The organism is Corynebacterium kroppenstedtii DSM 44385 (assembly GCF_000023145.1).
GTDB classification, from domain to species: domain Bacteria; phylum Actinomycetota; class Actinomycetes; order Mycobacteriales; family Mycobacteriaceae; genus Corynebacterium; species Corynebacterium kroppenstedtii.
The window spans coordinates 2,041,591-2,053,933 of the sequence record NC_012704.1; the positions used below are offsets into that span (position 1 = coordinate 2,041,591).

Consider the following 12,343-nt stretch of genomic DNA (forward strand, 5'->3'; position numbering starts at 1 on the left):
TGCCTAGGACACGGCCGACGGAGATTCTCGAAACGGCCTATAACCAGCGAAAACCGCGCTTGAGCGGCCTACATCTGAAGGCGCGCGCGTGCACGCGGAATGGCCTCTGCAATAACCGACGCCGACGTCGGCGCATATCCATCTTCGGTCTCTGCTGCGATATCAGCCGCCGACGCATGAATGACCGCGGCACGAACGACAGTCTCCATGAGGGCGGACAAAGGCAACTCGGTATCGGGACCGGCGTGGCCGACGCTCTCAGCAACCAACGCGCCAGCGAGTCCCGACAACACATCACCGGAGCCCGGTGTCGCTGCCCACGAACACCCGGCATCGACAACACACACTTTTACCTGCGACGATGCATCCGCCAGAGTGCCAGACGATCTATCCGCCGGGGCCGCGACCACCGTGGACCGACCTTTAAGGAGCACCACGCAATGCAACGCTCTCGTTACCGCTGATACCGCGGGTATACGCGGGTAGTCGCTGTCCTGATTAAGAACGTCAGTCAAGGCCTCGCGTTCCTCAGAGGACAATTCCACCGACGGTTCCGCGAGAACAGCCTTCACGACACGTCGGAATTCACCCTGGTGTGGGGTCAAAATAACGGCACCGTCGTAATTCTTGACCGCGTGGATCAGCGGGAACGTCTCGTCAGAGTCCGCGTGCTCCTCGTCCGACCCCGCCTTGTTCTTGCTCGGTTGGCACAGGGCGGTCACCCCGTCGGCGTCGATAAGGATGGGGCATGCGTGTGACGTCTCTGAACCACTCAGAAGACCGTGGAGGTCATCGTAATTCCTCTCGACACCACCACCGGGGCCGACAACCCACGCCTGAACACGCCCTGACGAGGCAATATCGTCAGCGGCCACGATCTCGGGATGGGCAGCGACGACCGCATCGCGACTCTTACCAGCGAAACGAACCATCGCGCTCGTGGCGCGAACCGCAGCCGTCGTGCACAACACAGCAGCGCCCGGGTACTCGGGGGATCCGGCGCGAACCCCCACTACTCCGCCGGTGTACTTGTCATCATGCGCCCCTGGCTCCAACGCCATCGCCGGCCACACCGCCGACGACGCCGCTCCGGGCGCTTCTCCGCGAGCGTCCGTCCCGCGAACCTTAGCCGCATCAGGCGCCAGCGTCACCATCCCGTCGGGCAGAGCGATCTGCCGAATATCCGGCGGCGTCACCGCCCTCACGCCAGAGGCAACCAGCTCACCATCCGCCTCACGCTTCTCGCACTCGCTGCGACAGGCATCGCGCAACCCACAATCCGCCTGAAGAACAACCCCGCAATCGGAATTCATGGCGTGGGCACGTCGAAAAGCACCAAATGTCACGGTCGCTGCAGCCACCACATGTGGGGTGTGGGCGATCCCGGTATCCGCATCAATTCCGGACGGAATATCCACCGCCACCACCGGAATCTCCGCGTCCGCGGCCGCAGCGATCCACGTGGCCGGCTCGTCACGAAGAGGCCCATGGCCACCAATCCCCGTTACCCCGTCGATAAGAAAACACGACGAAAAACGGGCGCGATACTGCACTAACTCCTCAGGACTGAGGTCGGCCTCCTCGGCCTCCCCGTTCTTTCCGACGACAACTCCGCCCGACTTCTCGAACGCCCGGCGCGCCCGCTCATGAACGGACGACCCCACGCACACGGCCACCGCGTGCCACCCGCGCTGAACGAGCACAGCTCCGGCGTAGAGCGCGTCGCCCCCATTGCCACCGCTACCTGCGACAATAATCACCGCCGGGGAAGAAGGTTTCTCCTGGGACAACCCAGAAAGTCCATGTGCACCATTATCATCCGGACCCGCTGCCCGATCATTGCCGGGCACTCCCGGCAGGGTCGACAGCCACTGCACGGTATCAGCCACTGCCGTGGCCGCTTTTTGCATCGTTTCGTCGGGGAACGAATCGGACGCAATCACCCCCTCCTCCGCAGCTCGAATTGCTTCGACGGGGAGAAGGGGGTGGAACACGATGCACTCCTTAGACGGCTTGCGCAGCCTTCATACGGCTCACACAGCCGGTGGACCAACGGCGAATCAATCAATCGTCAACGTCGTCCACCGTACTCCGAAGACCGTGCTCACGTGCTTATTCGACAGTCACCGACTTCGCCAAGTTGCGTGGCTTGTCGATGTCTTCGTTCCCGCATTCGCGGGCAATCTGGGCCGCCAAGAACTGCAGAGGAACCGTCGACAATAAAGGCTGCAGGAGTGTTGATGTCTGCGGAATCTCGATCAGGTAATTCGCGAACGGCTTGACGGCGTCATCGCCTTCTTCCGCAATAACGATGGTTTTTGCACCTCGCGCGCGGATTTCCTGAATGTTCGACACAATCTTGGAGTGCAGCACTGCCCTACCACGCGGGCTCGGCACCACCACCGTCACCGGGAGATCGTCTTCGATCAAGGCAATCGGCCCGTGCTTCAACTCACCAGCCGGGAAACCTTCGGCATGAATATATGCCAGCTCCTTGAGCTTCAAGGCCCCCTCCAGCGACACGGGGAACCCAACGTGCCGGCCGAGGAACAGCATCGTCCGAATCGCGCCCATCTCTCGGGCGATGTTCGTGATGTGTTCTTCCTGGTCCAGGACCTGCTGGATTTTCTCCGGAATCTGTTCGAGCTCCTGGTAGATGGCGGTGACCTCGTCGGGGTATTTCGTGCCGCGCGCCTGCGCCAGGGCCAAGCCCACAATGTAGTTCGCCGCGATCTGCGCCAAGAAGGCCTTTGTCGACGCCACACCGATCTCGGGTCCGGCGTGGGTGTACAGCACGGCGTCGGCTTCGCGCGGGATTTGCGCACCGTTGGTGTTGCACACAGCCAGCACCCGCGCATTCTGCATCTTCGCGTGGCGGACGGCCTCTAAGGTGTCCGCGGTTTCACCCGACTGGGATACCGCAACCACCAGCGTCCGGGAGTCGAGCACGGGGTCGCGATAGCGGAACTCGCTAGCTACCTCGATCTCGACGGGGATACGAACCCAGTGCTCAATGGCATATTTCGCCAGCAATCCAGAGTGGTACGCCGATCCACAGGCGACGACGAACACTTTCTGCACTTCACGAAGCTCATCCTCGGATAACCGCTGCTCGTCGAGAACAATCCGACCGTCCTGAAGGTGCCCCGCGAGGGTGTCGCGGATAGCGGAAGGCTGCTCATTGATCTCCTTCTCCATGAAGGAGTCATAGCCGCCCTTTTCAGCGGCCGCCAGATCCCAGTCAATGGTGAAGGGCTTGCCTTCTTGCTGATTACCGTAGAAGTCCGTGAGGGTGTAGCCATCTTTCGTGATGGTCACCGCAGTGTCCTGCCCGATCTCCACCGCCTTGTTCGTGTATTCAATGAACGCGGCGACGTCGGAGCCCAAGAACATTTCGTCCTGGCCGATGCCAATAATCAACGGCGATGACCGTCGGGCAGCGATAATCCGATCCGGGTAGTCAGCGTGTGTGAATAATAGGCTGAAAGCCCCTTCTAGCCGACGCAACACCGCCAGGACAGAGGCGTCGAAATCCCCCTTGTTCTGTCCTTGGTTGTATTCCAAAGCAACCAGGTGGGCTGCGACTTCCGAGTCGGTTTCGGACTTCAGTTCAATGCCCGTGTTTTCAACTTCTTCCCTAAGGGCGGCGAAGTTTTCAATGATGCCGTTGTGGACGATGGCGACTTTGCCGTCGTAAGACAGGTGCGGGTGAGCATTAACATCGTTGGGCCGGCCGTGCGTTGCCCAGCGGGTGTGCCCAATTCCTGTGGCGCCGGTGAGGTGATCCGTACCGATGTGGTCGATAGCGTTGCGCAGGTTATCCAGCTTTCCTGCTTTTTTCTCTATGTTGATGGCGCCCCGGCCGTCGAGGACGGCGATCCCTGCGGAGTCATACCCCCGGTATTCCATCCGCTCAAGAGCCGCAAGGGCGATGTTGAGGGCCTGTTTACGGCCAACGTAACCGACAATTCCACACATGGGCACGATGATACTAATTTTTGTCGATACGGGCTGCTTCATCCACCCCATTCCGGTCGATATGTGGTGTCATCTCGACGTTTACCCCGCCCGTCGGTTACTGTTTTCTTGTGGCTGACAAACTTTCATCGCTCGTAGCTCATCTTGATAAACGTGGCCCGCACCGGGTTTTAGTGGGAGACCTCGATTATGTCGGGATTCCCGGCAAGGTTTATCTCCCCGCCGACGGGAACAACGTCCCCGGTGTCGTCTTCGGTCATGACTGGATGACCGATATTTCTGCTTATCACGGCACTCTTCGTCATTTGGCGAGCTGGGGTATTGCCGTGGCTGCGCCGGATTCCGAAACCGGTTTCAAGCCGAACCCCGGTGCTTTTGCTAATGACCTCATGACCTGCATGTCTGTGATCTCGGGCGTCCAGATGGGTCAGGGTTCTATCACCGTTCACCCGGAGAAACTTGTGCTGGCGGGGCATGGTTTCGGCGCGAGTGCGGCTGTTCTTGCTGCTGCCGGTGAGTGGGGTTCCTCGTCGTCCTCGGATTCCGAGGTGTCCGCGCGTTCGGTCTCGGTGGGGTCCGGATCGGTGACCGCGTCTGCTACCCCGGGCCCGAAGGGTTTGACCGGTGTAGCTGCTGTTTTCCCGCGTAGTACGTCTCCGCGGGCGTCGGACGCTGCTTCAAATATTGAGGTTCCCGGTCTTATTTTGGCCCCTGGTCAGGATTCTGTTCTTGTTGGCGACGAGTCCCTCCGCATTGCTGCGAAGTGGAAGGGCGATTCCTATTACCGACGCGTGAATAAGGCATCGCAGTCGGTGATGTCGGAAAAGGTTGTGAAGAATATGGTGCTGGGGCTGGGCTCCCCCGGCTTTTCGCAGCGTGCCGCACTTCGCGGACTGCTTGTCGCTTTTGTCCGCACGACGGCGGAAGGCGACAAGAAGTACAGCGGCGTTTTGTCCGATGAGGACCTCAAGGGCACTGAGTTCTGGGATCGCGATGATATTGCGAACGAGCTCCCCGAGAACGCCGATGTGATGGAGCGCCTCCGCGACGCGCTGTAGTTGAGGCGCGCGGGGGCGGGCGATGACGGCCGGGGCGGCCACGCACAGCGCCAACCACGGGCGGTGTCGGCCGAGGGCTGTGTCAGCTACGTATCGCCCGAATGCCTCCACCGCGAGAAGTGCCTTGCGTTCGTGGCGTATGAGAGCTGCGAGAATTGGTTGTCTGCGAGCCATGGGAGTTGTCAGCCTTATCCCCGTTGGTCGTCGCGCGCCCGAACGTGAAAGTCGAGTGGCCATCAGGAGCCTGATGCCGGCCTTTGCGCGTGGTCGCGAACGTGGTTTCTTTGCTGATAGTGCTGCTGGCCCCTTCCGCCTTCTGGGCCTGCTGAATAATTTCCTCGAGTTTCTTCACCCGTTCACCGTATTGGCGGTGAAACTCCGCGAGGTTTTTATCCATTTCTGCCCGATGGGCGTCCACGATGGCCTGATACGCCGCACGGTAATTCTCGGTATTACTCACCATGCCCCTGCTTTCTCTACGGTGATGCCTAAGTGTGATGTTGTGTTGTCTGCTGTAGTGCCCGGCGCTGTTTCCTCTGGCCGTCCTACGTGCGCTTCTTCCTCCGCGACAGCCTCCAGTGGCTGCTGCACCGAGACGTCCATTCGGATAGAAGAAGGCCCTCTCGTTCCTTGCACTGAGCCAGACTCCCCGCCCGAAAGGGCCGAACTCTCCGGTGTTTTTTGATTCCAGTCCGGCGCTCCTTGAGTGCTTTCAATGGTGAGACCACTGGCCATCTGCGTACATGTTTGTCCCGCCGACGACGCGTCCGACAGCTTCGGAGTCACTTTTTGCGCAGACTCAGCCTCCGACTGGGCCAAGGACGAACACTGGGCCGAGGACTGCGACTGGCATGACGATGCGGACTGGTCCGTGGCCTCCCTCTGCCCGGTAAACATTTCACACGAGGACGGTGACGTCGATGTCCCTGGCGAAACCAGCGTCGCCGGTGAAGGACAAACACTCACTAGTGGTGACGATTCGTTCCTCGGCACAACACTCGGCAGCGCATCCCCACCCCGTGATGCCACTACATCACAGTGTTGCAGCGGTTTCGGCGGCTCGACTGGGCACACTCCACACACGCGGACCTGCTCCGAGCAATGCGTCGATAATGTCCCCAACGCTTCACCGATCGCACGATCGCGCGCCTTCACCTGGTTCAACAGGAGCAAACCCGCTGCGTTCCCCACCTGCGTCAACGCATGCATAGCGATCTTTTTCGCCGGCGGAGGCAAAGGCAAGATCAAGGGCAATCCCGTCTCCACCACCGTCGTAAATAAATCGACAACGTCCTCCATTGCCGAATCGGTATCTTCCATCACGGATTGCAGCGCATCCGCGCACGCGTCACTGGATTCGGCGCCGTCGGAAAGAGAAATGAGCCACTCGCCGACCTTGTCCACCGCCTCGCTAATCAACCCCTCAGCGACGTCGACAAGAGAATCAGATGCCCGGCCACCACTGCTGCGCACGGCCATAAAATACGGGATCATGCGTCGTAAAGTGTCAGCACTTTCCCGCAGCGGATCCCACTCCACGCCCGACGCGCGCATGACATCAATCTTTAATTGGTTCCCAGACACCACCGGGTGATACAGCACCCCGGAAAAAGCGGCTCCCAACATGAGAGCATGGCTTGCTGCCGAATACTCTGCCGCACAATCGATTTGCTGGGACAGGGTGCTCATCGCACCACCACCGCTTCCACCGAGGGCTCCAGGTTCGCAAGCGCTGCGGTATTGGCATCATCGGCCCCGACAATCTGGGACACAACACTGTCCGCTGATAGCCCCTGAGCAGCGGCAACCTCACACGCCCGACGGGACAACTCCCGGAGTTGGTCCAACTCACCCGCAATAGCCAGCCCCTCCTGCACCCACGAAAAACCGGTATGCACGGGCATAAATGGCACTGGCGAGCCAACGATCACTGATTCGACATCCTGCCCCGCCTCGCATACACCGACGAGCGCGCGGACGCCTCTGGTGCAGAGACAACAAGCTCCCCCATTACATCCCCCTGAAATTCGTAGCGATTATTTCATGGCTGATGCCATGATCCCCACCGCAAAATTATGCCAGACTGCTGCGACATCGCCCACCCCTCACATCATCCGCACATAGTGCTATAGATCACACGGTCGCAGCGTGGGCACTAGCTACACACTTGCGACGACGGCAGCCAACCGACCAGCGATTTTCCGCGCCGTGGCACCGTCGCCAGCTTCCACCATCACGCGGAAAAGTTCCTCCGTGCCGGATGGACGCAAAAGCACGCGGCCCGATTCGCCCAGTTCCTCTTCGGCCTCAGTGATCGCCGTCCGAACGGCCTCGTCATTGGTAATGGCGGCTTTGTCGGTGACCGGCACATTGATCAACGTCTGCGGGAGAACCCTCATCACCGACGCTAATTCAGACAAAGTCTTCCCCGTCTGAGCCATCCGGACCATCACGCTCAGACCGGTGAGTGTCCCATCGCCCGTCGTCCCGTGCTCGGGGATGACGATGTGCCCGGACTGTTCGCCGCCCAGGCTGTAATCACCGGCATTCAGGTCCGCGAGCACATAACGATCGCCGACCTTCGTCGTCCGGACCTCGATACCCTGTTCTTTCATCGCAAGTTTGAGACCAAGGTTCGACATCACCGTCGCGACGAGGGTCGACTTCTTCAATTCGCCGCCCTCTTTCATCGCGATCGCGAGGATCGCCATGATCTGGTCACCGTCAACAACATTGCCTTCGGAATCGACGGCCAAGCAGCGGTCCGCATCGCCATCATGGGCCAGGCCCAGGTCAGCGTGGTGTTCCAGCACAGCGCGCTGCAGAACATCAATATGCGTCGATCCACAATTCTCATTGATATTGAACGCGTTGGGTTTGTTAAAAATCGGGACGACGTCGGCGCCAGCGGCCTGATACGCCATCGGTGCAGCCGTCGACGCGGCCCCATTAGCACAATCCACTACGACCCGAATTCCATCCAAGGGCGTGGGCACAGCCCCAGCGAGATGGAACAAATAGCGCTCCAAGGCATCGGGAGATTCCTCGACAATGCGGCCAATGCCCGCCCCCGTCGGGCCAGTCTCGGACAATTCCAGCATGGTGGCTTCGATCTCCGCCTCGACCGCATCGTCAAGTTTGAGGCCACCCGCCGCGAAGAACTTGATTCCGTTATCGGGCATAGGGTTGTGGCTTGCGGAAATAACAACGCCCATGTCAGCGCCATAATCGTCGGTCAAGAACGCCACAGCGGGGGTTGGAATGACGCCCACGCGGAGGACGTCGACACCCTGGCTTGCCATCCCTGCCGACAACGCGGCAGACAACATCTCCCCCGACACACGCGGGTCACGCCCCACAACAGCGACAGGCCGACGGCCCCCCTTCCGGTTGGCGGTCAGCACCTTCGCCGCAGCGGACCCCAACTTCATTGCCAACGGCGCAGTTAACGTCTTATTTGCAAGACCACGAACACCATCAGTGCCGAAGTAACGTCGTCCCATCTGGTCTACCCTTTCCCACTGTTCAGCATTGGCGTTTCGGTGTGTGCGCTTCACAACCCTAGCTACCGCAATCCGGCAGCCCGAGTTGGAGCGCTTACGCCCGGGATGCTTTATAACTGAGCCAACAGTCTAATAGGACAGGCCCCATAACACCGCACTGTGCAAAAACAGGTTGTGGATAACTGCGTGTGTGTCCGCAAACTGTGGATAAGTGGCCTGTTGGTGGGCGATGTGCCGCCCGCCCATTTCTATTTGATGTCGATCTACTACCAATATGTAGCCGGTGACCCGATATCCGTGACTAGATATGTAGCTAGTTCCCCGTTATCGCGCGCCACGATATACGCTATGTCGTCGGCGCCGCTGTACTGTTGCGGATCCGCCTTGCTCCTGTTGTTCACTTATCGACGTACCGGGAAGTTGTATGCCACGCCCCGTAGGAAAATCCACCTATCTCCCTGGATTAGACGGCCTCCGCGCCATCGCTGTCATCGCTGTTCTGCTCTACCACCTGTCGGTTCCGTACTCCGACGGAGGGCTACTCGGTGTCGGCGTCTTTTTCACCCTGTCGGGGTATTTGATCACGTCGATCCTGGTCAGGCAATGGGACCGTGATGGTCGTATCAAGTTTGGCCAATTCTGGCTTCGACGTTTCCGCCGGCTGTTACCGGCGGTCATCACCGTTTTGATTACGGTCATGATGCTCACCGCGTTCCTCGACCACGGGAGTTTAGCGAAGCGTGGCTGGGAAGCTCTTTCTGCGCTGTTCTATTACAACAACTGGTACGAGATCGTTGCAGGTGATTCGTACTTCGACATGTTTGGTGGGCCGCAACCGCTCAGCCACATGTGGTCCCTGGCGGTGGAAGAGCAGTTCTATCTCGTGTGGCCTTTTGTGTTCACCGCCATCACTTTCCTGTGGCAGCGTCGTAAGCATTCGCATGGTTTCGCTGGGGTGACGTGCTTGATTCTCGCCGCTATTTCGGGCGCATGGATGGCGTACTTGGTGGAGCCCGGCGTCGATCACACACGTGTTTACGAAGGAACGGATACTCGCGCATTAGGGCTGCTGATCGGCGCGTCCCTGGCTTTCGTGTGGAAGCCCGGCGTCGCAGCCTCCAACTCTTCGGGATCCGACAGCACACAAGCTTCACGGTCCTGGCGTTCCAACGCACTCGCCCGACATCTTCTTGACCTCGTCGGGCTGGCCGGCTTGGCCGTCGTCATCGTCATGATGGTTCGCACCGACGATAACGCCATGTGGCTCTACCAGGGAGGATTCGCAGTTCTCGCCCTGGCCACTGCGGCGGCTCTACTCCCTCTTGCCGACGAGCACTCGTGGATGACCCGCATCGTTGGTCTTCCGCCTCTGCGCTGGCTGGGCGAGCGCTCCTACGGGGTCTACCTCTGGCACATGCCTGTTATCGCGTTCGCGCCCGATGGGTTCGTCGAAAATCACTTGATTATTGCTGGACCTGTGCTGTCCGCGATATCTGTCATTCTGGCTGCTCTGTCCTGGACCTTGATCGAGGATCCGATCCGCCGGCACGGAGTTGTTGCACTGGCACGTAAGTGGTGGTCAGGTCACGTGTCGGAAAACGCCTCCGGCACCACAGCGAGCCCAGCAGTCTCTCGCCGACGGGGGACGCCGCCGGTCCTCACCGGGGTTGCCTCGGTCATCCTTCTCGCGATTCTCGCCGCCGGATTGCCTAAAGCTCTTGCCGACGGGTCGAATGGCTCGTCGTCCAACGATCCGATGGCTGCGATCGGCGGCAGTGGAACCGACGGGGCCGTCAAAGTTGGCGGAGACAACGGTAATGGGCAGGGAAACGGTGCCGACAACCCCGACGCAGCGTCGGCAAGCGATAAAGATGGTAAGGACACCGCTGCTCAAGGGCGGAATGCTGGGATTGACTGCTCAACGGTGATCCATATTGGCGATTCCACCTCTATCGCGCTCAATTCCCCCGACTACCTGCCGGATCCGGCGGACCGCGTGGGCGCGCAATACAAACGCGTGGGCGCGAAGGATGTGTACCTGGACATCAAGGGCGCGCGGGCCGTTATTGAGCGGTATAAAGATGATCCGAACGCCACGGAAGTCGTCACCAACATGGAGAGCCACCACTACAAAGACGCGTGCTGGGTGATGGCAATTGGAACGAACGACGCAGCTAATGTCACCGCTGGCAATCAGACGTCGGCGGAGGACCGTATCCGCACGATCATGGACATTGTCAAGGACGAGAAGCATGTGCTGTGGCCGACGGTGAAAACTGTGAACGCTGCCCAGTCCGCCTACGCTAACTCGGGTATGCAGCATTACGACGAGGCGCTGCGGAAGATGTGCAAGGAGTACCCCAACCTGCGTCTTTACGACTGGGCTGGTGAAGTGCAAGATGACTGGTTCATTGACGACGGGATCCATCCGAATACCGTGGGCGCCAAGGAAAAGGGCCGGCGTTTTGCCGACGCGCTGACCCAGGCGTTCCCGAAGGGGAAGAAGCCCGCCAGCCAGTGCACGGTCGGTAGCGGCGACTGAGAGGTGTGAAGGCGCTGGCTTCACACTGTCGCCGGCGCTGTCCCCTAGAAACCGAGCGGACTATTCACTCCGTTGGGCACATACACCGTCGGGCGCGTACGTCGTCGTCGATATAGATAAAGGAAAACCCCTTGCTCTGCCGAATTGTGTGGCAGGACAAGGGGTTGTGCGCGTCCAACGCAGCCCGGCAAGCCGGGTAAAGCGATATTTAACGCTTGGAGTACTGCGGAGCGCGACGAGCTTTGTGCAGACCAGCCTTCTTGCGCTCAACCTCGCGAGCATCGCGGGTGAGGAAGCCAGCCTTCTTGAGGGCGCTGCGGTCAGCCGGGTTGTAGGCGTTCAGCGCACGGGCAATCGCCAAGCGGAAAGCGCCGGCCTGACCCGAGGGGCCACCGCCCTTGAGGTTCGCCTTGATGTCGAACTGGCCTTCACGCTCAATGAGGGTGAGAGGAGCCTTGATGAGCTGCTGGTGCAGCTTGTTCGGGAAGTAATCTTCCAGGGCGCGGCCGTTACAGGTGAACTCGCCGGAGCCGGCGGTCATCACGACGCGAACAACGGCGCGCTTACGACGACCCACGGTCTGGATTGGGAAGTCGCGCTGCTCGGGTTCGGCAACTGCTTCTTCTTCAACCTCAGTGGCAACGGAATCGCCGATGGTGGAAACGAACTCTTCGCTCGCTGCCTGAGCGGCGATGAAGTCGGCCTCGTTGGCCTCGTCCTGAATCTGGTTTTCGGTGTTCTCGCTCACTACTGTGCCACCTGCTTGATCTCGTAGTTCTCGGGCTTCTGGGCAGCGTGACGGTGCTCGCTACCTGCGTACACGTGAAGCTTCTTGATAGATGCGCGGGAAAGCTTGTTGTGCGGCATCATACCGGCGATAGCTTCTTCGATGACGCGTTCCGGGTGCACCTCGAGCGAACGACCCAGGGTCATGGTGGTCAGACCACCCGGGTATCCGGAGTGACGGTAACGGAACTCACGCTCGCGCTTGTTTGCGGAAACGCGAACCTTGTCGGCGTTGATGATGATGACGTGGTCGCCACAGTCAACGTTCGGTGCAAAAATCGGCTTACGCTTGCCGCGCAGCAAGTCAGCGGCCTCAACAGCGAGGCGGCCGAGCACCACGTCGGCGGCGTCGATGACGTACCACTTACGGGTAATGTCACCGCTCTTCGGGTGGAAAGTAGACAACATGACTCCTTGAAAGTCTGTCTGGAACTGCCAGCCACAAAATTGAACAGGCTAACTACCGTCAGTCTGCT

General features: G+C 59.8%; 10 protein-coding genes. 2 read left to right on the plus strand and 8 right to left on the minus strand.

From position 1 onward, the window contains the following. Positions 1–68 precede the first annotated feature (68 nt). Positions 69–1,994 carry a bifunctional ADP-dependent NAD(P)H-hydrate dehydratase/NAD(P)H-hydrate epimerase gene (locus CKROP_RS08600; protein WP_012732350.1) on the minus strand — a complete coding sequence of 642 codons (1,926 nt, stop codon included), beginning with the start codon at positions 1,992–1,994 and terminating at the stop codon, positions 69–71. A 118-nt stretch (positions 1,995–2,112) separates the two neighbouring features. Further along, the gene (gene glmS / locus CKROP_RS08605) at positions 2,113–3,978 is read right to left on the minus strand and encodes a glutamine--fructose-6-phosphate transaminase (isomerizing) (RefSeq protein ID WP_041629579.1); all 1,866 of its coding nucleotides are present in this window, start codon (positions 3,976–3,978) and stop codon (positions 2,113–2,115) included. 110 nt (positions 3,979–4,088) lie between these two features. On the opposite strand from glmS, the gene CKROP_RS08610 reads away from it, so the two are divergent. Next, positions 4,089–5,036, plus strand: coding sequence for a dienelactone hydrolase family protein (locus CKROP_RS08610; protein WP_041628905.1), 948 nt, complete (start codon positions 4,089–4,091; stop codon positions 5,034–5,036). An 82-nt stretch (positions 5,037–5,118) separates the two neighbouring features. On the opposite strand, the gene CKROP_RS08615 is transcribed toward CKROP_RS08610, so the two are convergent. The 4 genes from CKROP_RS08615 to glmM form a co-directional block, all read right to left on the minus strand. Further along, the gene (locus CKROP_RS08615; RefSeq protein ID WP_041628906.1) at positions 5,119–5,499 is read right to left on the minus strand and encodes a hypothetical protein; all 381 of its coding nucleotides are present in this window, start codon (positions 5,497–5,499) and stop codon (positions 5,119–5,121) included. After that, entirely contained in the window at positions 5,493–6,725 is a 1,233-nt protein-coding gene (locus CKROP_RS08620; protein ID WP_012732354.1) for a hypothetical protein, read from the minus strand. Before CKROP_RS08620 ends, CKROP_RS08615 begins: the two co-directional genes overlap by 7 nt. Further along, positions 6,722–6,940 carry a hypothetical protein gene (locus CKROP_RS08625; protein WP_148209678.1) on the minus strand — a complete coding sequence of 73 codons (219 nt, stop codon included), beginning with the start codon at positions 6,938–6,940 and terminating at the stop codon, positions 6,722–6,724. Before CKROP_RS08625 ends, CKROP_RS08620 begins: the two co-directional genes overlap by 4 nt. A gap of 255 nt (positions 6,941–7,195) precedes the next feature. Then, positions 7,196–8,539: a phosphoglucosamine mutase gene (gene glmM, locus CKROP_RS08630; RefSeq protein ID WP_012732356.1), complete on the minus strand. Its 1,344-nt coding sequence runs from the start codon at positions 8,537–8,539 to the stop codon at positions 7,196–7,198. A 424-nt stretch (positions 8,540–8,963) separates the two neighbouring features. Between glmM and CKROP_RS08635 the strand changes: the two genes are divergently transcribed. Next, positions 8,964–11,081, plus strand: a complete 2,118-nt coding sequence (locus CKROP_RS08635) for an acyltransferase family protein (RefSeq protein ID WP_012732357.1) — start codon at positions 8,964–8,966, stop codon at positions 11,079–11,081. A gap of 208 nt (positions 11,082–11,289) precedes the next feature. Here the strand turns inward: CKROP_RS08635 and rpsI are convergent, their stop codons facing one another. Both rpsI and rplM read right to left on the minus strand, forming a co-directional pair. Continuing rightward, positions 11,290–11,829: a 30S ribosomal protein S9 gene (gene rpsI, locus CKROP_RS08640; protein WP_012732358.1), complete on the minus strand. Its 540-nt coding sequence runs from the start codon at positions 11,827–11,829 to the stop codon at positions 11,290–11,292. Beyond that, positions 11,829–12,272 carry a 50S ribosomal protein L13 gene (gene rplM / locus CKROP_RS08645; protein WP_041629580.1) on the minus strand — a complete coding sequence of 148 codons (444 nt, stop codon included), beginning with the start codon at positions 12,270–12,272 and terminating at the stop codon, positions 11,829–11,831. The genes rpsI and rplM overlap by 1 nt, the downstream gene beginning before the upstream one ends. Between the last annotated feature and the right edge of the window lie 71 nt (positions 12,273–12,343).